Source organism: Paenibacillus sp. MDV22-iso6 (assembly GCF_058408365.1).
Genome location: NZ_JBZVDZ010000010.1, coordinates 188853 through 210131, shown reverse-complemented (window position 1 = coordinate 210131; position 21279 = coordinate 188853). Strand labels below are relative to the sequence as shown.

Genomic DNA, 21279 nt, shown 5'->3' with positions numbered 1-21279 from the left:
TTTATGCTCTTATATGATGCGAATAGAAGGAGTTAGATCATGGGGAAATATTTTGGTACAGACGGCGTAAGAGGTGTTGCCAATAAAGAGTTAACGGCGGAGCTGGCTTACAGCATCGGACGTTGTGGTGGTTATGTACTTGCTGGTGGTGTGGAAAGACCAAAAGTGGTTATCGGTATGGATACCCGAATCTCGGGGCTTATGCTGGAATCCGCACTGGTTGCAGGTTTGCTGTCCATTGGCGCCGATGTAATTCGTCTGGGCGTTGTATCCACTCCTGGAGTGGCGTATATTGCTCGTCTGCTGAAAGCCGATGCAGGGGTAATGATCTCGGCTTCCCACAATCCGGTTGAGGATAACGGAATCAAATTTTTTGGGGGAGATGGCTTCAAACTGTCGGATGAGACGGAGAACCGGATCGAAGAATTGATGGATGCAGATACGGATCAATTGCCGCGCCCTGTGGGTGGTGGTTTGGGAACCGTAATTGTGGATGAAGAATCCCGTTATCGCTATTTGGACTACCTGAAAACAACGGTAAATGAATCGTTCTCAGGACTCAAAATTGTTCTGGACTGTGCTAATGGAGCAGCTTATGAGCTGGCACCCAAATTATTCAGAGAACTTGGTGCAGAAGTCATTGCCATTGGCGCTGAGCCTAACGGCCTGAATATCAATGAGCAATGCGGATCAACTCACCCGGAGCATTTGAAACAAGAGGTGCTGAAACATAATGCGGATCTGGGCCTTGCTTTTGACGGGGATGCGGATCGACTGATCGCTATTGATGAGACAGGCGCTGAGGTTGATGGTGACTTCATTCTGTGCATCTGTGGTGATGCGATGAATCGTGCAGGCAAGCTGAAAGACAGTACCGTGGTATCTACCGTAATGAGTAACATCGGATTCTACAAAGCAACGGAGAAACTGGCACTGAAAACAGCAAAGACTGCCGTGGGTGACCGTTATGTGATGGAAGAAATGCGCCGTGGGGGTTATAACCTGGGTGGAGAGCAGTCCGGTCATGTTATTTTCCTGGATTACAATACAACAGGCGACGGCATGCTGACAGCGATTCAGCTCGTGGACACGATGAAAGCTTCCGGTAAAAAACTGAGTGAACTTAAGGCGCTGATGACCCAGTATCCACAAGTATTGGTGAACGTTCGCGTTGAAGATAAGAGCAAATACGAGGGCAATTCGGCGATTGAGCAAGCTATTGCTACAGTCGAGCAGCATCTGGGTGATAATGGACGTGTACTCGTTCGTGCGTCCGGGACTGAATCCTTGATCCGCGTTATGGCGGAAGGACCAGATAAGGATGAACTTGAACAATTCGTATCTCAAATTGCAGATGTTGTGCAAAAAGAACTGGTATAGGACCTGATCTATAGGCCTTCCAAACACGGTTGTATCAAGGGAATCACTGTCTCATAAGGTTTAATCTAACAGGGTTTATGCCATACAAACCCATATTCCTACGTCCCGGCCTAGTGAGACCATGGGTCTGTTTAACCGGTCGGGATTGTGGGTAAATATGCCGAAATTGTCACAGGTACTTTGCTCCATTGCAAAATGAACCTGACGTGCATATAATGAGTGGAGTCGTCATTCAGACACAGAAAGTGAGGATCGTAAGGTACTAGTTACACAAGCGCCAGAGCTTGAAGTTGCGCGGGAAGGATTTTGATCGGTATGAATCTTGAAATAATGAAGATGCTACTGAGCAAGATCGACGGCAATCAAGCTGACGAGGTGGAGGTGTTCGGATTGTTCGGCGGGGACCTCCCGGTGATGCACCAGAGCCGTGAACCGGATTGCGGAAAATGGATGGGTGACTGTCCACACAACGTGCCGGTAGGTGCAAGATTCAACTAAAATTCAAATGAATGTGCGCGAAGAGCGTGAACAGTGCGCGGACGGGAAAATGATGTACATTCATGATTGCATCTAATAACAGCTTATGACTGCGGAGCGGCAAGAGGCTGCTCTGATCATTGATAATTGAATAATTGAAAGTTTTCATGATACGTTAGGCAATCATTTTCATTTTTTCGATATGCCGTGCCAGCCTGTTTCTCTTCGTGACACAGTATTCATATACAATCGGAGGAAATAAACTATGTGCGGTATTGTTGGATATATTGGTAATAAGAACACTCAATCGGTATTGGTCGAAGGATTGAAGAAACTCGAGTATCGTGGTTATGATTCTGCAGGTATCGCGGTATTCACACCAGAAGGTCTGCAAATCACGAAAGCTCTTGGTCGTCTTGCGAATCTTGAAGCTAAGCTGGATGGTGCGCCACTGGTAGGTAATGCCGGAATCGGACACACACGTTGGGCAACTCATGGTAAACCATCGGATGAGAACTCTCATCCACACACGGATGGAAGCCAGAAGTTCTCTGTTGTGCATAACGGTATTATTGAGAACTACCTGGATCTGAAGGACGAATTGATGGCTCAAGGTCACACGTTCACTTCCGAGACAGATACTGAGGTTATTTCTCACCTGATTGCGCGTGAATACAATGGTGATATCGTTAAAACAGTGCAAAAAGTGATCACGCTGTTGCGTGGCGCCTTCGCACTGGGTGTATTGACAGAGCATGAGCCTGAGAAACTCGTAGCTGTGCGTCAAGCAAGCCCATTGATTATTGGTATTGGTGAAGGCGAGAACTTCATTGGTTCCGACATCCCGGCAATTCTGGAACATACACGTAACGTGTACATTCTGAATGATGGTGAAATGGCTGTATTGACACATGATGCTGTCGAATTGATGACGATTGAAGGTAACTTTATTTCTCGGGAAATGATTCGTGTCGATTGGGATGCTGTAACTGCAGAAAAAGGCGGATTCGAGCACTTCATGCTGAAAGAAATTCATGAGCAACCAAAAGCATATCGTGATACAATGCTGGGTCGCATCGATAATGAAAGCAAAAAGGTTCAACTTCCTGAGTTGAAAATGACTGAAGAACAAATCAAAAATATCCGTAACGTTCAAATCATCGCTTGTGGTACAGCGTACCATGCAGGTCTGGTTGGACGTACTGTAATCGAGCAACTGGTACGTATTCCGGTAGAAACAGATGTTGCTTCCGAATACCGTTATCGTTCCCCGATCGTAAGCAAAGATACACTTGTGATCGTGGTGAGCCAATCCGGTGAAACGGCTGATACACTTGCTGCACTGCGTGAAGCACAGTCAAATGGTGCACATGTACTCGCCATCACTAACGTTGTAGGTAGCTCCATTGCACGTGATGCGGACGATGTGATTGCAACACTGGCAGGACCGGAAATTGCAGTAGCTTCTACCAAAGCGTATACTTCGCAGTTGATCGCGTTCAACCTGCTGGGTCTGTACCTTGCACAAGTTCGTGGCACGCAAACAGCAGAAGAGATTGCTCACATGCTGGCAGCAATGCAAGCATTGCCTGAGCAAGTTGAATCCATGCTGGAGCAAGCGGAAGCTATTAAAGGATATGCAGAGCAAATCTCCAAACATGAACATCTCTTCTTCATCGGCCGCGGTCTGGATTATGCAGTAGCACAAGAAGGATCGTTGAAACTGAAAGAGATCTCTTATATTCACTCCGAAGCGTATGCTGCGGGTGAGTTGAAACATGGTACGCTCGCATTGATCGAGGACGGTATCCCTGTCATTGCTCTGGCAACGCAGGAGAACGTTTTGGAGAAAACCGTGAGCAACATCAAAGAAGTGAAAGCACGTGGCGCAGACGTACTGGCAATTACGTACGAAGAGCACGTAGCACCATTGCTGAAATCCGTTGACCAAGCGTTTGCAATTCCTAAGACGCTGCCATTGCTTAGCCCGGCTCTGTCCGTTGTAGCATTGCAATTGCTTGCATACTACGCTTCCCTGGCACTGGGTCACGATGTGGATAAACCACGTAACCTGGCGAAAAGCGTAACGGTAGAGTAAGGGATTGTTAAATTCTTATAATATTTAAGTTTAATTAAAAAGGGTCCTGATGACAGTTGTCATTAGGACCCTTTTTGTTATGAACCTTTCCATTATGAATCTAACGTTAAAGTTCCTATGTCGAAATCAGTAGAGGGCACATTTGTGAAATCCTTTGACTGAAGCCAAGTCCATAGGGTAAGCACTCTGGTTATAAGGACCGCACAGAGATTTTATCTATTTTTCGAATGAAAGTAATGACTCTCTACACGATTAATTTCTAACTGGTAATGCCCACGAGCAACAGGATAATTTGAAATGAGTTTAAAAATGATGCTCATAAATAGAGTTCTCCATTGGCATGTTCGTGTTGAAATTTATTGTTGGTTACGCCCAAGTCGTAATCGTTTCAACCGGGAGACGATAGGAAGGATAGCCATCTTTGGCTGCTTTACCTATGGAGATCAACATCACGGGCTGGAAACGCTCTTTATCCAAGCCGAAGGCTTCAGCGATCTTGCCTTTGTCATAACCGGCCATAGGGTTGGTATCATAGCCATGAGCACGGGCAACGAGCATGAGTTGCATGGATATGAGACCTGAGTCAATGAGATTAATATCACGTAGTTCGGATGCGTTTATGTTCGCATAATAAGGTTTTACCTGCTGCATTTGCATATCCATGATGTCTTGTGGCATGTATCCAAGTTCCACTGATTTATTGAAAATCTCTTCCATGTATTCAACGTTATTGGCATCGTAAAACACGGCAATGACAGCCGAGGACGTTAGTGCCTGTGTCTGGTTAAAAGAGGCTAGTGGTGCAAGCTTCTCTTTGCCTTCAGCACTGTCGATGACAAGAAAACGCCACGGTTGCATGTTAATCGCCGAAGGGGCACGTGAAGCTTTCGCCAGTATCTCGGTCATCTCCTGGCGGCTGATTTTGACTTCAGGGTCATAGACTTTAACGGAATGGCGCTCCAAGACGATGGTATCAAAATCATTTGTTTTGTTGAATTGGCCGGTAATTGTATTCATATGGATATCTCTCCTCATATCTAATATTGGTGAGAGTGGGTTATGGGATTACCTCAATTCGTCTCACTATGAGGATTGTAAACTATGAAGTATACTTTATAGCAAGAAAAAGAAACGAGGGCGATCCATATGAAAATTAGTGAAGTAGCCAAGAGTGTAAACCTTCCGATATCCACTATTCGTTATTATGAGAAGATAGGTATTATCACGGATGAACATATGCTTAGAGATCAAAATAACTATCGGATATATGCCGAGAGCGTTATTCAGCATCTGGATGTAGTTTAACAATGTTTAGCTGTTGGTTTTACGATCCATGAGATCCAATCTATGATCTCTAAACAGGGATTTTCAAGTAATGAACAAGCGAGCATTATCCAAGCGAAAATAACAGAAATTGAAGATGCTCAGAAAAAATTAGAGAATTCCAAACAAAATCTGTACGATATTCTTAAGGCGGATATCACTTGTGAGGATGGTTTTGGTAAGTATTGAGTCGCACGTCCCTCTTGAGCTTTTCATTCAGTACACTCTAACATCAAATCGAAACAATGGAATACAGACCATCCTGTATACGTAGACTACCGGGTTGCCCCGTTGCAACCTTCACCTCAGTGGCAAAAACGCCGGGTATACGTCCGTCTGGGAACCAGGGCATCTCTTTATCGATTACAATAAACATGCCTTCTGCGTCACCGATGGGGGCAAATTGCTTTCCGTCTCCGGCAAAGGGTTCAAGGTGATACTGTCCATTCATTTTGCTTATGGTACCGGGTACATCTTCGACAGGCAGGCCGATCTCGCTAATGCACAGCAGCTGCCTAGAATCAAAGGTTTCTTCGACTGCATTATCCAACGAATGGTGAGCGATGAACTCCATCAAATTACCACTCGGGTCATAGAAATAGAAAGCAGTTGCGTCCCAGTAGGGAAAATAGAACTCGTCTTTATCGTCCTTGGAAAGCAAAGAGATGTTTCGATCTTGAGCCCACTTCTTGGCTTCAGCAAGTTGGTTTGTCGGAATCGTAAATGCGACATGATAGAAGGGCTTTTCCTGAGCAGGAGTTTGCTGAAATGAAAGGACCGAATTTCCTGTGCGAAGCGATACGGATGATGTACTCTCCTCCAGTAGCTCCAACTCCAATAACGTACCGTAAAACTGCTTCATTGCCTCGATTTGACCTGTGAACAAGTTAACCTCTTTTATTTGCATTCAAGTCACTCTCCCTCTGAACTTATCCTTGATTAAAATAATCAATGGTTTTCTCAATAAATGCTTTGGCAGATTGGGTCAGGTAACGGTCGGACCGATGAATGATCTCAAAGTGACGGTAAGGGGCATCGTCCGTGATTCGGATGATGCGTAGTGTCGGTTCATTCATTGCCTTGATCAGTGGATAGGGCAGTATCGTACCGCCAACGTTAGCTTTGACCAGACTAATAATGGAGGTTGCCGAACTTGTCTCCATAATTGTATTCAAGGTGAAACCATATTTCCGGCAATAGCCATCAACCAGTTCTCTGCCTGTGAATCCTTCTGGGAACATTACGGTCTGAATATCGCGCAGTTCTTTAATTCCAATCTCATTTCGTTCAGCCCAAGCGTGGTTCTCGGAAACGACGAGTACGTATTCTTCGCTGCACAAAGGAATGCGGACAAGACGGTCATCAGAAATCGAAGTAAGCTCGATGCCGATATCGACTTCGTTATCCAGCACTTGATTCAATACATAAATCGAAGAAACAACCTTTAATTTCACCTTGGGAAAATGGGCATGAAAATTAACGAGCAATGGAGTAAGACGGTAGTCCAAATCGGAGGGTAGGACACCAATCACCAGCTTGCCTCGCTGATCATTACGGAATTCTGCCAGCGCATCCTGGGTATTCTGTAAATGGCGAACCATTTGTACACAATGCTCCAGAAACAAAGTTCCCGCCTGGGTCATCACAATCTTTTTGCCTACCCGGTCGAACAAGGGAACACCCAACTCATCCTCCAGCGCTCGAATCTGCTGGCTCAAGGTAGGTTGAGAAATGCCAATTTTATCTGCTGCACGTGTGAAATGGAGTTCCTCACAAACGACGATAAAGTTCTCCATTTGACGGATTTCCATATGCTTCCCCTCTAATCATTGGTTTTTGTAATCATTTTAATATAAACTATTGTATTGTTCAATCATTATAATACATCTATACTAGTCTTGCACCACAAAAAGATCTACAGCCTGGATCATTAGTGAATGCAACTAAATAACAATACATGAGGTGAGCCATAGTGAAACTATTTTATATCGTCCTGGCGCTTATTCTGGCTTCATTGAATTTGCGACCACCCATTACATCCATTTCTCCCTTAATGAGTACCATACAAAGTGATCTGGGTATTAGCGGAATTGCAGCAAGTCTGTTAACTACGCTTCCCGTATTATGTATGGGTATATTCGCTCCATTTTCCGTAAAGCTAAGCAGGAGGTGGGGGAATGAGGGCGCGATCGTTTTGGCTTTAACCCTCATTGGAGTAGGTACGGCATTGCGGTTGTTCGTGGGTGCAGCACCTCTGATGATGTTTACTTCATTTCTATCCGGTGTAGGTATTGCATTGGCTGGTCCGCTCTTGTCCAGCTTTATCAAACAGTACTTCCCTACGCGAGTTGCTGCCATGGTGGGGGTCTACTCTACAGCAATGGTCGTGGGGGCCAGCATTAGTGTTGGACTATCGGTTCCCCTTCAAAATCTCCTGGGGGGTTCGTGGAAGGGATCGTTAGCGATGTGGGCATTGCTCGCGGTCATTGCTTTGCCGATCTGGATGAAATTAGCCTTGTCAGCACGAAAGGATCGAAAATCGGGGCAGATTTCGGCTGTGAATGTTGAAGCTCTTCCAGTGAAAAATAGTCGAGCATGGGTGCTGACGTTGTTCTTCGGACTGATGGCAGCGATCTTCTATTCATTGACTGCATGGCTTGCGCCTGCGATCCAGAGCCAAGGATATACAAAAGAGACTGCCGGAAGCATCCAAACGTTATTTACGTTAATTTCATTGCCGTCTACGTTATTCATTCCAATGCTCGTTCATCGTTACCAAAGACGTGTATTCTGGCTTGTTGGATGTGCGTTAATGGAGTTGGTCGGAGTTTTAATGCTGAACCTGTCTGTCAGTCCTTGGCTGGCCGCAATCCCACTCGGCATTGGTGCCGGGGGACTGTTTCCAATCGCTCTGATGCTGCCCATTGATGAGACGAATAACGCTCAGGAAGCCAGCGCTTGGTCAGCCATGACTCAATCGGGCGGTTACATTCTGGGGGCTCTCGGTCCACTGGCGATCGGTTGGCTCCATGATACCACGGGCAGTTTTGTCCAAGCGTTCTATGGTCTGGCTATAATCATCGTGCTGCAAATCATAGTTCAGTTGGCGATAGGCAATAAAAAAAGTTCTCCAGCGGTTCATAATAAATCAGAGTCCAGAGTTTGACGGAAAAAGATTGATATCGATGTTCGATGAGGTCGTAAAAATCAAGTGGTTAGTTGGTGGTGATAGTTAAATGTGGTCGAGCAAGTCCAGATAGTGCTGTCGTAAGGATTCCTTTAAGGTATCGGGCTCCATGATCTTGATGGACTTGCCAAAGTTTGCGAGATAGCGAATGATGAACTCAATCTCATGGAATTCATACGACCCGACTAAATAGGCGTATCCATTTTGTCCAGTATCAGCTCCAGATTCGTTAATGATTCGCATGGATGGAAACTGTTCTTGCTGGAACAGCTCAACCCCGGCTTCATTGATCAGACATTTGAATGGGATAGCGTTCTCTGATGGTTTCCATAACGAGTGGGCATCCTGTAGATTGAGTTCATTAATATGTGGTATAGGTTCGATATCTTTCGCCTCGGATGAGGTGATCCGGTCACATCGGAACACACGGTACGCCTGTTTATCGAGATCATACGCCTGACAATACCAGTAGCCTTTCATGGCATAGAGGGCGATTGGCTGAATGGTGCGTATGCTGGGCTTAGTTTTATCGGGATTTGAGCTGGTATCTGGGTTACTGCTACTACTGCGAATATATTGATACGTAATCTGTATCACTATATTCTGTACAGCGGCCATTAATAGAAACTCCAAATGCTCACTATCCCGGATTTGCTCGGTGTGTCGAAAAGAGACCCGATGCTGGATTTGCTCAATATCCTGTCTCTGGTTTTCGGATAAGGCACTTAGAAACTTCTCGTGAATGGAACGAAAAGAGATCTGAAAGGGCAGGTTGGTAAAGCTGCGCAATGCCTGCATGGCAAAGTAGAGGGCATGAAGCTCACTTGTATTAAATGAAATGGGTGGCAGCTGCATTTGCTGAAGCAAACGATATCCCCCATAACGTCCATACTCGGCATAAATGGGAGCACCGATTTCCTCCAATGACGCGATGTCTCGTAATGCGGTTCTCTTGGATATCTGAAACTCCTGCATGAGATCTTGCAGGGTGAAGTGTTGTTTTTGATTGATAAAGCGCAGCATCTGGTTCATGCGTTCTGATTTTTTCATAAAAAAACCTCTCAATGGTGCCATGGATTGGCACCTTTTGTCGTTATAGTAAACAGTGTAATCCAATCACACGAAGGAGGCAATACAGATGAATTTTGAAGTGATCCCGTTTCTGTCGATGAATGGAGACGCTGCGGCAGCCATTGCTTTTTATGAGAAGTACCTGGGGGCCAATGTGTTGTTCAAGAAAAATTATAAAGAGATGAAGGAAATGAATCCGGGGTTTGAGTATCCTGAAGGGCAGGATGAATATATAACACATTCGGTACTCCAGATCGGGGTAAATAAATTGATGATTGCTGAGGAAGAAATGGATACGGGTCGACCGTGGCAGCAGGGAAACAGCACGTCATTATGCATTCAATCGAAAGATAAAAGTACGATGACGGAGCTGTATAATTCGCTGGTACAACATGAGCAGGTTAGGGTGTTGGTGCCTTATGAGCAAAACGAGTTTAGTCCGGGGTATGGAATCGTCCGTGATCCGTTCGGAATCGTGATTCAGCTTTGTGTGACGGTGCATGATTTTTAATTAGGTAAAAGTGAATCCGTAATGAGCCTGGAGGATGTATATCCTTTGGGCTCATTTTGAATTCTTTAGAAGTTGTGGTCTTCTTTTCCCTATACTTTTTGCAAACGGGTAGCGTCCAGCTTGGCAAGACGTTTCATCACTTTCTTCAGCATAACGGAAGCTTTGACACGGAGAGGAAGATCGTTGGATATTTCGATGCTGTACGTACCAGCGAGAATTTGCTCTTTGAGCTCGGCAACTGATGCACATGGACGATCCAGCACATTGAACACACTACCGTATTGCAGGCACTGGTGGGTATCGCTTCCGGCAGTGACGGGTTTACCGAGGGACTGGGCGAATGGTTCAACCTGACCGCGGCACGCCTCGATGCCGTATTGATACATATCCTTGGCGTTCAGATCAAAAGCGTCCAGACGTCCCAATAAATCACGGTCGAGTTGATACAGCGGGGTGGACTCGCGGAAAGGGTGTGCGCCAATTTTGAGCAAAGGCCATGCTTCGGCCATATCCAACAGATCGGCAAAAGGAATGAATGAACCTTTGGCTGTATATTGCTCCAGGCCGTTGCGGACGGCAAGGATATGTTCTTTTTGACCCACCAGCAAAATATGTCCTGTCTCCTGAATATCCACTTCCATGCCGGGAAAAATGCGCAGTCCATCTGCATCGTAGTACTCCCCGTTGTATGGATAGAGACGATCCAGCGTCTCATAGACCTCGTAGAAGTTGCGGGTGTTAAAATGTTCGGTGAGCGCGAGGGCCTCGAGCCCGCTGGCTTTGGCTTCGTTGACCATTTCGGTGAAGTAATCGATCGAGAAATCAGAGTTTTTGGATAATTTGCCGTGAGTATGAAGATCAATGCGCATAGAAGACACTCCTTTATTCCATGAATGGTTAATGGTATGAATAGTTACAGCATTTTATTTTGAATTACAGAATCTCGTAATGCCCGCCGAGCCAGAACAGCAGTGCAACATAGATTGCCGATCCGGCGAGAAATCCGAGGTCACGTGAGGTGATTTTCAGATGGGCCAGCTTCAGGAGTTTGGACTCAGGATGTTTCATGCCGTACGAGAAACCACGTGTCTCCAGCGCTTCCACCGTTGTGCGAGAACGTTTGGCGGTAGCCAGCATTAGCGGGAAGAAGGACACAACGAACAGCTTCATATAGTAGACAACGAGCCGCCAATAGAGCCATCCGTGCCGGGAGGGAACCTGACCTCGCAGTCTGTAGGACAGCATGATGTTGCGGAATTCACCGAACAGCACCGGCAATATGCGGTAAGCATAAGAGAGGCTGAAAGAAAACGTCGCAGGCATGCCGAGCGCAAGTAACCCATCGCCGATCCGTTCCGGGTCCATGCCCGAAAAGACGGTGATACTCGCCAGCGAGACGATGGACAGCTTCAAAGTAAGCAGCAGCAGGGGGAATGCAGATTCCAGATTGCCACCGAAGAACAGCGAGATGATAAACATCCAACCGACCTGGCCGATTAATCCTAAGCAGAGAATGATAATGATAAAAGGAGCGGCTCTGGACAATATGGTGGTAGTCACCATCAACAGAAACATGCCGAGCAGCACAGTTCCGTTATGAACAAACCAGGGAACGATGGCAAAAAAGAGATACCAGATCAGCATGGCACGGGGATCAATCCGCGACAGGCTGGCATGTCCGCTGCCATATACGGTATTCATCAGCTCAAGCTGAATGCGTTCAATGGATATTTTGTCAAACCAGTTGCGGACAAGCTGCATGATGCATATCCTCCTTGGTGAGTGATTGATTCAAGAGAGTATCAACAAAAGCCTCGGTTGTCGGTGAAAGTGTCGGTAGACCCATCCGGTGAGAGAGCTCCATGATCTGTGTAAGCGCAAGTCCGGAGCGGCGCAGAAGGGACTCATCCGCAAACACGTCGGCAGGTGTGCTGTCTGCTTCCACCTGACCATTGTGAAGCACGATAACGCGACTAGCCCACTGGGTAACCAGCTGCATATCATGCGTGGCAATGACGGTTGTTCGCACATGCTGATCCAGCTCATCCAGTACACCTATCAGTTCCTCGCGGGTGGCAAGGTCCAGATTGGCGGTGGGCTCATCCAGCAGCATAAGTGAAGGCTTCATGGCTGCACCGATGGCAAGTGTGACACGCCGCTGTTGTCCGCCACTGAGAAGCCGGGCATCCCGCTCTTGCAGCGGAGTAAGCCGAAAACGCTCCAGTACATGTGCAATTTGCTGGTCAGCTTCCGGGATGCGACGGTTCTTCAGGAAATACGCGACTTCTTTACGAACACTGTCTTCGATAAACATTTCGGAAGAGTTCTGAAAAATATAGGCGACCTTCCCCGCCAGCTGCTCCAAAGAGGAACGGTGCGTAACTTCACCCAGAACACTGACACTGCCTTCTTGAGGTAGGCTAATGCCAGCCATCATCTTCAGTAAGGAGGATTTACCCGCACCATTGTTGCCAATCAAGGCAATCCGTTCTCCTTCATGGAGTGAAATATTAACTCCACGAATGACTTCATGTTCTTTTTTGCCCAGTCCTCTGTAACGCAGCCGGGTTTGATGAAACTGTACAATAGGCATCAACGGTTCAGCAGCCGAGGCAGGCGTTGAACGCTTGGTATTTGCAATTTGGCTAGAAACGTCGCGTGCCAAGTTCGAATAGGATGAAGGTTCATTTTGCAAAGAAGCGGATGGAATGGATGGGTAATGCTCGGCAAAATAAACGTTTGCTTCTTCCACAGTAATCGGGAAGCGTTGTTCTGAACCTGAGAGGCCCGCATTTGCTCTTTCTCCCTGCGATAACTCTGCAGCCTGAATAGCTGCCCGTGTAACCTCAGGAGGTTGAATGCCCAGCCGTTCCAGATCCGCAATTCGATTCAAACCTTCCTTAACAGGAAGGTTCCACAAGACCCGGCCTTTGTCCATCAATACCACATCTGCGCAGAAGTCGGCGATAAATTCAGTATGGTGCTCGATGACGATAATCGTCTTGCCATATTCCGTATTCAATTTCGAAAGACACTCATAGATGAGTCTTGCATGCTGCGGGTCAAGCTGTGAGACAGGTTCATCCACGATCAGGATATCGGGGTCGAGCGACAGAGCTCCGGCCAGAGCGAGCAGATGTTTCTGCCCACCACTCAATTCCCAGATGTATCGGTTATGAATGGTATCCAGACCACACATGGCAAGTGCGCGTTCTCCGAGCTCCCGATAGTTGGGCAGTCCGTAGTTGAGTGGTGCAAAGCAAGCCTCGTCCAAGACGGTGGGACGCACGAGCTGGTTATCGAAATCCTGATAGACGTAACCGATCTTTCTGGACAGATCTGCAACACTTCGCCCTTCGGCAGGCATGCCAAGTACATGAACTTCACCGGAGAAGTCTCCTGTGTAGAATTGAGGAATAAGGCCATTGAACAACTTGCACAGGGTGGATTTGCCGCAGCCGTTGCCCCCGATAATGGCTGTAAAACTGCCTCGTGGGAGTTCGAGTGAAGCTCCGTTCAGGACGGGCTCTTCGGAGCCAGGATACGTAAAGATGACATTTTGAATGGAAATGGCAGAATCCGATGCGGAAACAGAAGCTGATGTGGACATTTCATTATGCATAAGGGCGATTCTCCGTACCGGGTACCGTTTTGTTTTTGCTTCGTTTAGCGCGCATGATCAGTAATGTCACCACAGCAACCAATGCGGCAGCTCCGATACTAATCCATATTGAAGCCGAACCATATTGATCTGCATAGTTCGTCTCCCAAACAGCGAAGTTGATATCCATTTCGGACAGGGATTCCGCACCAAAGGCCAGCCCAAGCAGCAGCACACCGATCAGGATCAGTTTCGGACGGAAGAAGCCGATTCCTTCATACTTCATCCCTGGATTACGAGGTTTGATGCCGAGCAGTGGTTCAATTTTGCCATAGAGTAGGGGTACGAGATACAGCGTAGGCAGCAGAGCGAACAGGATGCCTGAGAACAGTACGTCATTCAGAAAGCCAACCCCTTCAATCAGCACAACACTTTCCGCAAGTCCAGGGACGGCTTCCAGCTGCTCCACACCAATCCACACTTTACCGATATCCACCAGTGAACTAAGGAACTGATGAATGATGACGCCTGTCATAGCTGCGATTCCGACCTGTCTGCGATTGCGAGGATCACTGACCATACGTCCTGCGACATACATGGCAAAGGAAAAGGTAAGGAATTTCTCCAGCTCGCCCAGTCCGCCAAATTGCCCCAGCATCAGCTCACCGAAGATCACTTCGCCAAGAGCCGCACCAAGGGCAGCAATCATGGGGTGGAACAAAATGCAAAGTGTCAGCGGAATGAAGGCAAAGTACTCAATAGACAATTCAATCGGTCCAAGCTGGAGCTTGGGAATAAGCTCTGTGAACATGTTGGACAAGCCGTACAGTGACATGGAAAGCACAAACACCATCATTTTCTGTGAAGACGTCAGCGTATAACGCTCAGTCATCTTCTTCATCGTTACATACCTCCCTGAAAGTTGGTGATCATCATAGCCACAGTCTAGGGGCAGAGTATTAACGGGAAAGAAGACATTTGTAAATCAAATGTAATTTTTATTACACATTAAGATTTTAATGAAAAAAATATTACATACATAGCCCACTTCTTACGCACTCAACTGATATACTGAGTGCAGAGCGAGAAAAGGAGTGCATACGGAATGAATTTGTTTACTCATAAAGAACAGCTGTCGCCAGGTCATCTGAAAATTGCTGATTTTGTAGAACGCAATCCGGAAGAGATTCTGTTCATGACGGAACAGGAGATTGCCGACAGGCTGGGGGTCAGTATTGCGACCGTATCCCGTTTCTGGCGGGCGGTTGGATATGACAATGCCAAAGCATTCAAAATCCGGCTTCGTACATCCGAAGACACTACACCTGCCCTTAAATTAAATAAAACCATATCCCGCATGGATACGGACAGCCTTCCCGTTCAGTTACTGGAGGCCTCTGTCAGCCATTTGCAGGAGACGTTATCCCATATGAAGCAGGGGGATCTGGAGCATTCAGCAGCCATCCTTGCTGAAGCACGAAGAGTATATGTGTATGCTCCAGGGCCTTCCGCTGGTTTGGCGGAATTATTGTCCTTTCGGCTATCCCGATTCGGATTGACGGTCATCCACCTCGCCGGAGGTGGCCATGAATTATTGGAATCACTGATGCATATGCAACGGGAGGATGTTGTGCTGCTGATGTGTTTTACAAGACTCTTGCCTGAAGCAGAGGTCATTCTGGATTATGCCAGAGATACAGGCAGTAAAGCCGTACTTGTAACAGATCGGGAAGACCTCTTATATGGATTGGGGACGGAGTTATCTTTTTACGTTAGTAGAGGGGAGCTTGGCGAATTTCATTCCATGGTTACTCCACTACTGTTAATGGAACAACTGGTGCTGGCGGTGGGATTGATGCAGAAGGACCATGCGCTGTCTAAGCTGGAGCGGCTCGCTGACTTGCGCAATCGGTACGCAGATAAATTGCCGCGAGACTGATGGATGAAATAGGTAGCGTAATATACAGAGACGACTACTGATAACATCAAAGCTATGGAAGGTTATACCATAATTAGGGGCGGTTAATCCGCTCCTTTTTGTGTTAGAATTTGCTCATGAAAAATAATGTTTAGACAGTTAGTTTATTGGGTATAAAAAGTCAAGCCGTAACGAATTGTTAGAAATTGATTTGGGAGTGATCCAATTGACTGCAATTGGAGTATACAATAATAGAGGCGTCTCTATTCAGTTGAATACATAATTGCACTACAACAGGAACTGCCAGAATGAGAACGGTTTAATCATGGGAAGAAGTCAGGGAGTGGGGATCGCTTTGCCTATAGTAGATGTGGAAAAAAAAGATGTTGTTACCGATGCGCTGGTCATTAAGGCCATGGAGAAAAGTCTGGCTATCATTCGATTCGATATGGATCGACGGGTTACGTATGTAAATGAAGTTTTTGCCCAGACGATGGGCTATTCCGTAGCTGAGATGTATGGCATGCAGCATGAGCAATTTTGTTTCGACGAATTCGTGAAAAGCCCTGACTATAATGCGTTTTGGAGTAGTATTTTTAACGGTACTAGCTTCCAGGATAAGGTTGAACGCAAGGATGCAAAGGGAAATCCCGTATGGCTTGAAGCGACATATATGCCCGTCTATGATGAATTGAATCAGAATATATTGGGTGTGTCCAAAATAGCTACAAACATCACGACCCGTCAGAATAATATTTCAGCTGTAGTTAATGAACTGAAGACGATGTCACATGATCTGAACGAACATGCTGATATCGGCATTGAGCGAAGCCGTGAGCTGATGTCCAGTATCACGTATATATCTGAAGTTTCCGCCCACAACCGAGCGACACTGAATCATTTGCAAGAACAGGCACGTTCTATCCAGGGAGTTGTTAAAACGATTCGCGAAATTGCGTCGCAGACCCAGCTTCTGGCCCTGAACGCTGCGATTGAAGCGGCACATGCAGGCGAATATGGGCGCGGGTTCGATGTTGTAGCCAAGGAAGTACGCAAACTATCGGCCATGGTCGAAAATTCCATTAATGAGATTCGGGATAGTGTGAATGGGATAACCAAAGAGATTACGAACATTTCTGGCGGAACACAGAAGGTTGAAGGCTACGTGGAGCGAAGTCAGCAGCAGATCGAGGTGGCGTTGAATGATTTTACAACCATTGCGGCGTCTGCACATCTACTTGATGAGAAGGCGCAACACGTAACCAAAATCGTATAGATAAGGTAAACTCCAATAACCCTAGGGAAGCGGGTGCCAATAGAGGCATCTGCTTTTTGTTGTTCAAAAAAACGGGAATTATTGTGAGCAATCGGGGAAACAATACTCTGGAATACCTGCAAGTTCATAGCGCAGAGAAATGTTGGGGTGAGGGTGATGTGGTCAACGATTTGGTCGTACGTGCCGGAGTGGCCCATATGGTTACAGGCTTTTTTGTTATGTGTCATTCCGCTATCGATTCTGAAAATAACCCGTTGGATTCGTTCTTCCGTGGATCAGGGAAGCTTCGCAATTTCTACAGATCAAAACCAAGGCAATAACGACGAGCAATCTGTATCATCAGGATCTGATGAGAACCAGAGTTTAGAAACAGGGCGTTATGCCAATATCAAGCTTACCGGGAATTATGTTACCGATTTAATTAGTTCAAAGGAGACCTTTGCTCAGAATGCTGATGTACATATTCGAGAGTTTACAATACGAGGCACGAATACAAGGGCAGCGGTCATGTATATTGATGGTCTTGTGGACCAGCAATTGATTGATGAGCATCTGATTACACCTCTGATGATCAGGGGTGTACCGGAACTGCAACAGGAGAGCTTCCTTCATCCAGCCGATATACATCAGATTAAGAACTATCTAAGTAATCAACTTCTGCCTGTCAGCCAGATACAGGAGACCAAATCGTTACAGGAGCTGGCCTTGGGAGTACTTGGGGGTAAAAATGCACTCCTTGTGGATGGCATGCAAGGTGCACTGATGATTGGCACACCCAAAGGAATAAGCCGCAACATTGAAGAGCCCTTGTCCGAAGCATTGCTTCGCGGGCCAAGAATTGGATTTACGGAGCATCTCAGTGACAATACAGGTATACTGCGACGCTTCGGAAGCAATCAGAGTTTGTTTATTCAGAAATTTGAAGTGGGTACCCGGATCAAGAAGGATCTTGCTATCGCGTATATAGAGGATATTGCCGATCCTGAGCTTGTGGCAGAGGTCCAGAGGCGCATAGAAGGATTGGATATGGATGTCATGCTGGAATCCGGTTATGTGGAGCAGCTAATTGAAGACGATGAGCTGAGTCCGTTTCAACAGATCCAAAACACGGAAAGGCCAGACCGCGTAATCAGCGGAATGTTAGAGGGACGTGTTGCCATACTGCTTGATGGTACACCGTTTGCCTTAATTGTGCCCGCAACCTTCAGCATGCTGCTGCAATCTCCTGAGGATTATTATGAGCGCTGGATACCAGGCACATTTCTGCGCATGCTTCGTTTTCTGGCAGCCATGATTGCGCTATTTGCTCCTGCCTTGTACATCTCCTTTATTTCATTTCATCCTGGTCTGATTCCCACGAAGTTGGCATTGACCATTATTGAGACGCGAAATGGTGTACCGTTTCCTTCCATTATTGAAGCACTCATTATGGAGACAGCCATTGAAATATTGCGTGAGGCTGGTATCCGTCTGCCCAAACCGATCGGTCCGGCGATGGGCATCGTCGGTGGTCTCATTATCGGGGATGCAGCCGTACAGGCCGGTATTGTCAGTCCATTTCTCGTCATCGTAGTTGCGGTAACGGCGATCTCCTCATTTTCCATCCCTACCTATAGTGCTGGAATTACACTGCGAATTTTGCGTTTTACAGGCATGTTCAGTGCAGCGGCGCTTGGATTATTCGGGGTGATTATGTTCTTCCTGCTTATTTGCAGCCATCTCGTGCGCCTGAAAAGCTTTGGGGTTCCCTATGTCAGCCCAGTGGTTCCGTATAGCTTGAGCGAATGGAAGGACTTGCTGATCCGTGCACCATTAAAAATGATGAGGCGGCGTCCGCGCATGATGAACCCTACCGATCCGGATCGCAAGAAATAGATGAATAGCAAGATTAACATAAACATTTTAAACCAGAGCAAAGAGGTGATAACGTGAATCGTCCCACGGATAAGCTGACGACAACCCAGACCGGAGTCATGATTATCAATTACATGCTGGGCGCTGGGATTTTGACACTTCCGCGTACTACGGTTGAGGCAGTAGACACACCGGATGTCTGGATCTCCATCATCATATCCGGGCTAATCGCCACGTTTATCGGCATTATGCTCGTCATCCTGTGCCGACGATTTCCTGGCAAAACGGGTTTTCAGTTTGTTCAGGAAATAACAGGTTCATGGATTGCTTTTATACTGGGAGCGGTTGCGATTATCTATTTTCTGGTCATTTCGGCATTTGAAATTCGGGTTATGGCAGAAGTAACCGGACTTTATCTGCTGGAAGGAACACCGGTCTGGGCTATTGTTATGGTCTTCATGTGGGTGGGCATCTATTTGAACTCAGGTGGCCTGGGTGCAGTAGCACGTCTATTCGAGATTATTTTGCCCATCACACTTATCATTTTTGTCATTGCCATTTTGCTTAGCAGCAAACTGTTTGAAATTAATAACCTGAGGCCCGTATTGGGAGAAGGGATTATGCCGGTATTCAAGGGACTTAAGTCAACTTTGCTTGCGTATACAGGCTATGAAGTGATGTTTGTCATCATGGCTTATATGCAGCACCCGCAAAAAGGGATCAAAGCGGTAATGTGGGGTACGCTCGTTCCGACAGGCATCTACTTAATTACGGTAGTTATGGTAATCGGAAGTCTTTCCATTGAAGGCATGAAAACTCGAACGTGGCCTACCCTGGATCTGATGAGAAGCTTTGAGCTACAGGGATTGATCTTTGAGCGTTTTGAATCGCTGCTGCTCGTGATCTGGATCATGCAAATCTTCTCGACCTTTTCGATCACACACTATGCAGCTACCGTTGGCTGTGCCCAGTTGTTCAAAAGCAAGAAAATTTTACCCGCCATGTTTATCCTGCTGCCTGTAATTTATATCATCGCCTTAATTCCCAAGGATGTGAACGAAACATTTCAACTGGGGGATGCAGTGGGTAATTTATCCATTTACCTATTTGGAATTCTGCCTACAGTCCTACTGTTGATTAGCATCCTCCGCAAAAAAGGAGGGAAGTATGCATGAGTCGCAAGGTCAGATTAGCGCTATTGCTGCCTGGATTAATGCTGCTGTTGTTTACCTCTGGATGCTGGAGCAGCAAAGAGATTGAGGATCTTAGTGTGTACGTGGGACTGGGTATTGATGTTGCCAAAGAGACAGAATTTGAGAAGAGTGTGAATGAACAGGGTGGACACTATCCGAAAAGGAATAATATCACAGCTACGGTTCAGATTGTTCCTAAGGGATCATCCAAGGAAGAGAGCCAGCAAGGATCCCCTGGAGCAGGGAAGTCCTATTTTAACGAACAATTAACAGGCGATTCAGTTATACAGATATTTCGTCAGTTCTCTCTGAGAAGAGACCGGCCGCTGATTGGACATCATCTGAAAGTCATCGTGGTGTCCTCCGAGGTGACCCGGAAATTCAGACTGGATCAACTGCTTGATTTTGTGTTGCGTGATAATGATATTCGGCCAAGCTGTCTGGTTGTTGTCAGTGATCGCAGGGCACTGGATGCATTGACGTCCAACGATCCCAGTGAGATTCCTTCATTCTACCTTACCGGACTTGTGGACAATGTGTATCGTACCAATAAAATTCTGCCACCAGTCTCACTCGCCAAATTGGATGCAACCATGCAATCGGGGTCGAGCTATTTGCTGCAAAATGTCATCTCCTATGAGGGGGAACACAAGTTTTCGGGAGCGGCCATTTTTAGCGGGAAAACGAACCGATGGATCGGAAGTCTGAATCAGACGGACATGGAGGGACTATCCTGGGTACAAGGAAAAGCGAAAGGTGGAGTCGTTAAGACGTATACACACAAAGACGGCAGCACTATAACCTACGAGATTAAACACATAAAATCGAAAATTATTCCCACAGTTAAGGGCGACGATATTTCATTTCATGTTCAAATTGAATCAGACGGCTGGTTTATGGAAAATTGGACAGCTCCGGAAGCGCATGGTTCTGAGCATTATCTGGATGGTCTGGAGAAGGACTTCGGTCATATGGCTGAACAACAGGTAGATCAATTGCTTCACAAAATGCAGGATGTCTACAAGGTGGATGCAGCAGGGTTTGGCGATAAGCTGCGAATCAAATATCCACGGGTATGGAAGAAAATTAAAAATAACTGGGACGAAACGTTTAGTGAAATTCCGATCACGTATGATATTAAAGTTAAAATCACAAATCAGGGATCATCGACGGAATAAGAGAGACGTTTCTTTTTAATAGTTGACACAAACATGATAGATCGCTTTTTTTATAAAAAATCATTTTCTTATCCAGAGAGGTGGAGGGACTGGCCCTTAGAAACCTCAGCAACAGATCTGAAGGATACTGTGCTAATTCCAGCGGGTGAACAGCCTGATAGATAGGAGCGTTTGTTTTTATTTGTCAGTAACGGCGCACTCTTTAGGAAGAG

The 21279-nt window shown here is 46.4% G+C and carries 20 protein-coding genes and 1 riboswitch; of the genes, 12 read left to right on the top strand and 8 right to left on the bottom strand.

The genetic code is table 11. The features are described from left to right. Positions 1 to 39 precede the first annotated feature (39 nt). The 3 genes from glmM to glmS all read left to right on the top strand — a co-directional run bounded on the left by glmM (position 40) and on the right by glmS (position 3955). Positions 40 to 1380, top strand: a complete 1341-nt coding sequence (glmM, locus tag AC4PM4_RS25865; protein WP_063567046.1) for a phosphoglucosamine mutase — start codon at positions 40 to 42, stop codon at positions 1378 to 1380. A 330-nt stretch (positions 1381 to 1710) separates the two neighbouring features. After that, positions 1711 to 1878: a hypothetical protein gene (locus AC4PM4_RS25860; protein ID WP_218135446.1), complete on the top strand. Its 168-nt coding sequence runs from the start codon at positions 1711 to 1713 to the stop codon at positions 1876 to 1878. Positions 1879 to 2122: 244 nt separating this feature from the next. Continuing rightward, positions 2123 to 3955 (top strand): glutamine--fructose-6-phosphate transaminase (isomerizing), encoded by a 1833-nt coding sequence (gene glmS, locus AC4PM4_RS25855; protein ID WP_063567048.1) that lies wholly within the window; start codon positions 2123 to 2125, stop codon positions 3953 to 3955. A gap of 366 nt (positions 3956 to 4321) precedes the next feature. Here the strand turns inward: glmS and AC4PM4_RS25850 are convergent, their stop codons facing one another. Next, a complete protein-coding gene (locus tag AC4PM4_RS25850; protein WP_090811292.1) occupies positions 4322 to 4972 on the bottom strand; it encodes a nitroreductase family protein in 651 nt (216 codons plus the stop codon). Positions 4973 to 5101: 129 nt separating this feature from the next. Here AC4PM4_RS25850 and AC4PM4_RS25845 point away from each other — a divergent pair, with 129 nt between their 5' ends. Further along, the gene (locus AC4PM4_RS25845; RefSeq protein ID WP_491614845.1) at positions 5102 to 5260 is read left to right on the top strand and encodes a MerR family DNA-binding transcriptional regulator; all 159 of its coding nucleotides are present in this window, start codon (positions 5102 to 5104) and stop codon (positions 5258 to 5260) included. A gap of 42 nt (positions 5261 to 5302) precedes the next feature. After that, the gene (locus tag AC4PM4_RS25840; RefSeq protein ID WP_491614844.1) at positions 5303 to 5467 is read left to right on the top strand and encodes a hypothetical protein; all 165 of its coding nucleotides are present in this window, start codon (positions 5303 to 5305) and stop codon (positions 5465 to 5467) included. A gap of 43 nt (positions 5468 to 5510) precedes the next feature. Here the strand turns inward: AC4PM4_RS25840 and AC4PM4_RS25835 are convergent, their stop codons facing one another. Further along, a complete protein-coding gene (locus tag AC4PM4_RS25835; protein ID WP_491614843.1) occupies positions 5511 to 6185 on the bottom strand; it encodes a VOC family protein in 675 nt (224 codons plus the stop codon). 22 nt (positions 6186 to 6207) lie between these two features. Next, entirely contained in the window at positions 6208 to 7089 is an 882-nt protein-coding gene (locus AC4PM4_RS25830) for a LysR family transcriptional regulator (RefSeq protein ID WP_090954850.1), read from the bottom strand. A 161-nt stretch (positions 7090 to 7250) separates the two neighbouring features. Between AC4PM4_RS25830 and AC4PM4_RS25825 the strand changes: the two genes are divergently transcribed. Continuing rightward, complete coding sequence (locus tag AC4PM4_RS25825) at positions 7251 to 8444, top strand: MFS transporter (protein WP_488732293.1); 1194 nt, start codon at positions 7251 to 7253, stop codon at positions 8442 to 8444. 66 nt (positions 8445 to 8510) lie between these two features. On the opposite strand, the gene AC4PM4_RS25820 is transcribed toward AC4PM4_RS25825, so the two are convergent. Beyond that, complete coding sequence (locus tag AC4PM4_RS25820) at positions 8511 to 9515, bottom strand: helix-turn-helix transcriptional regulator (protein WP_491614842.1); 1005 nt, start codon at positions 9513 to 9515, stop codon at positions 8511 to 8513. Between the two features lie 88 nt (positions 9516 to 9603). On the opposite strand from AC4PM4_RS25820, the gene AC4PM4_RS25815 reads away from it, so the two are divergent. Continuing rightward, on the top strand, positions 9604 to 10047 hold the full coding sequence (locus AC4PM4_RS25815) for a VOC family protein (RefSeq protein WP_063567055.1): 444 nt from the start codon (positions 9604 to 9606) through the stop codon (positions 10045 to 10047). An 89-nt stretch (positions 10048 to 10136) separates the two neighbouring features. Here AC4PM4_RS25815 and AC4PM4_RS25810 read toward each other — a convergent pair whose 3' ends face one another. From AC4PM4_RS25810 to AC4PM4_RS25795, 4 genes are all read right to left on the bottom strand, one after another. Then, positions 10137 to 10916: a PHP domain-containing protein gene (locus AC4PM4_RS25810; RefSeq protein WP_491614841.1), complete on the bottom strand. Its 780-nt coding sequence runs from the start codon at positions 10914 to 10916 to the stop codon at positions 10137 to 10139. A gap of 64 nt (positions 10917 to 10980) precedes the next feature. Then, a complete protein-coding gene (locus AC4PM4_RS25805; RefSeq protein WP_274568584.1) occupies positions 10981 to 11808 on the bottom strand; it encodes an energy-coupling factor transporter transmembrane component T family protein in 828 nt (275 codons plus the stop codon). Then, on the bottom strand, positions 11783 to 13669 hold the full coding sequence (locus tag AC4PM4_RS25800; RefSeq protein WP_274568583.1) for an ABC transporter ATP-binding protein: 1887 nt from the start codon (positions 13667 to 13669) through the stop codon (positions 11783 to 11785). The genes AC4PM4_RS25805 and AC4PM4_RS25800 overlap by 26 nt, the downstream gene beginning before the upstream one ends. After that, positions 13662 to 14549, bottom strand: a complete 888-nt coding sequence (locus AC4PM4_RS25795; RefSeq protein WP_491614840.1) for a DUF8171 family membrane protein — start codon at positions 14547 to 14549, stop codon at positions 13662 to 13664. Before AC4PM4_RS25795 ends, AC4PM4_RS25800 begins: the two co-directional genes overlap by 8 nt. Before the next feature lie 204 nt (positions 14550 to 14753). Here AC4PM4_RS25795 and AC4PM4_RS25790 point away from each other — a divergent pair, with 204 nt between their 5' ends. The 5 genes from AC4PM4_RS25790 to AC4PM4_RS25770 all read left to right on the top strand — a co-directional run bounded on the left by AC4PM4_RS25790 (position 14754) and on the right by AC4PM4_RS25770 (position 21067). After that, on the top strand, positions 14754 to 15587 hold the full coding sequence (locus AC4PM4_RS25790) for a MurR/RpiR family transcriptional regulator (protein WP_491614839.1): 834 nt from the start codon (positions 14754 to 14756) through the stop codon (positions 15585 to 15587). Between the two features lie 394 nt (positions 15588 to 15981). Continuing rightward, positions 15982 to 16842 carry a methyl-accepting chemotaxis protein gene (locus tag AC4PM4_RS25785; RefSeq protein ID WP_491614849.1) on the top strand — a complete coding sequence of 287 codons (861 nt, stop codon included), beginning with the start codon at positions 15982 to 15984 and terminating at the stop codon, positions 16840 to 16842. Between the two features lie 156 nt (positions 16843 to 16998). Continuing rightward, positions 16999 to 18717, top strand: coding sequence for a spore germination protein (locus AC4PM4_RS25780; protein WP_491614838.1), 1719 nt, complete (start codon positions 16999 to 17001; stop codon positions 18715 to 18717). A 53-nt stretch (positions 18718 to 18770) separates the two neighbouring features. Next, on the top strand, positions 18771 to 19871 hold the full coding sequence (locus AC4PM4_RS25775) for a GerAB/ArcD/ProY family transporter (protein ID WP_072735605.1): 1101 nt from the start codon (positions 18771 to 18773) through the stop codon (positions 19869 to 19871). Next, a complete protein-coding gene (locus tag AC4PM4_RS25770; protein ID WP_090811307.1) occupies positions 19868 to 21067 on the top strand; it encodes a Ger(x)C family spore germination protein in 1200 nt (399 codons plus the stop codon). The genes AC4PM4_RS25775 and AC4PM4_RS25770 overlap by 4 nt, the downstream gene beginning before the upstream one ends. Positions 21068 to 21132: 65 nt before the next feature. Next, a riboswitch (SAM riboswitch) is annotated at positions 21133 to 21235 on the top strand. The last annotated feature ends 44 nt before the right edge of the window (positions 21236 to 21279 follow it).

Bases quoted from the DNA above. Each gene is read 5' to 3' on its own strand.
- glmM (WP_063567046.1), top strand. From the start codon at position 40: ATGGGGAAATATTTTGGTACAGACGGCGTAAGAGGTGTTGCCAATAAA.
- AC4PM4_RS25815 (WP_063567055.1), top strand. From the start codon at position 9,604: ATGAATTTTGAAGTGATCCCGTTTCTGTCGATGAATGGAGACGCTGCG.
- AC4PM4_RS25795 (WP_491614840.1), bottom strand. From the start codon at position 14,549: ATGAAGAAGATGACTGAGCGTTATACGCTGACGTCTTCACAGAAAATG.
- AC4PM4_RS25835 (WP_491614843.1), bottom strand. From the start codon at position 6,185: ATGCAAATAAAAGAGGTTAACTTGTTCACAGGTCAAATCGAGGCAATG.
- AC4PM4_RS25790 (WP_491614839.1), top strand. From the start codon at position 14,754: ATGAATTTGTTTACTCATAAAGAACAGCTGTCGCCAGGTCATCTGAAA.
- AC4PM4_RS25860 (WP_218135446.1), top strand. From the start codon at position 1,711: ATGAAGATGCTACTGAGCAAGATCGACGGCAATCAAGCTGACGAGGTG.
- AC4PM4_RS25785 (WP_491614849.1), top strand. From the start codon at position 15,982: ATGGAGAAAAGTCTGGCTATCATTCGATTCGATATGGATCGACGGGTT.
- AC4PM4_RS25850 (WP_090811292.1), bottom strand. From the start codon at position 4,972: ATGAATACAATTACCGGCCAATTCAACAAAACAAATGATTTTGATACC.
- glmS (WP_063567048.1), top strand. From the start codon at position 2,123: ATGTGCGGTATTGTTGGATATATTGGTAATAAGAACACTCAATCGGTA.
- AC4PM4_RS25820 (WP_491614842.1), bottom strand. From the start codon at position 9,515: ATGAAAAAATCAGAACGCATGAACCAGATGCTGCGCTTTATCAATCAA.
- AC4PM4_RS25770 (WP_090811307.1), top strand. From the start codon at position 19,868: ATGAGTCGCAAGGTCAGATTAGCGCTATTGCTGCCTGGATTAATGCTG.
- AC4PM4_RS25805 (WP_274568584.1), bottom strand. From the start codon at position 11,808: ATGCAGCTTGTCCGCAACTGGTTTGACAAAATATCCATTGAACGCATT.
- AC4PM4_RS25840 (WP_491614844.1), top strand. From the start codon at position 5,303: ATGATCTCTAAACAGGGATTTTCAAGTAATGAACAAGCGAGCATTATC.
- AC4PM4_RS25800 (WP_274568583.1), bottom strand. From the start codon at position 13,669: ATGCATAATGAAATGTCCACATCAGCTTCTGTTTCCGCATCGGATTCT.
- AC4PM4_RS25830 (WP_090954850.1), bottom strand. From the start codon at position 7,089: ATGGAAATCCGTCAAATGGAGAACTTTATCGTCGTTTGTGAGGAACTC.
- AC4PM4_RS25780 (WP_491614838.1), top strand. From the start codon at position 16,999: ATGTGGTCAACGATTTGGTCGTACGTGCCGGAGTGGCCCATATGGTTA.
- AC4PM4_RS25845 (WP_491614845.1), top strand. From the start codon at position 5,102: ATGAAAATTAGTGAAGTAGCCAAGAGTGTAAACCTTCCGATATCCACT.
- AC4PM4_RS25810 (WP_491614841.1), bottom strand. From the start codon at position 10,916: ATGCGCATTGATCTTCATACTCACGGCAAATTATCCAAAAACTCTGAT.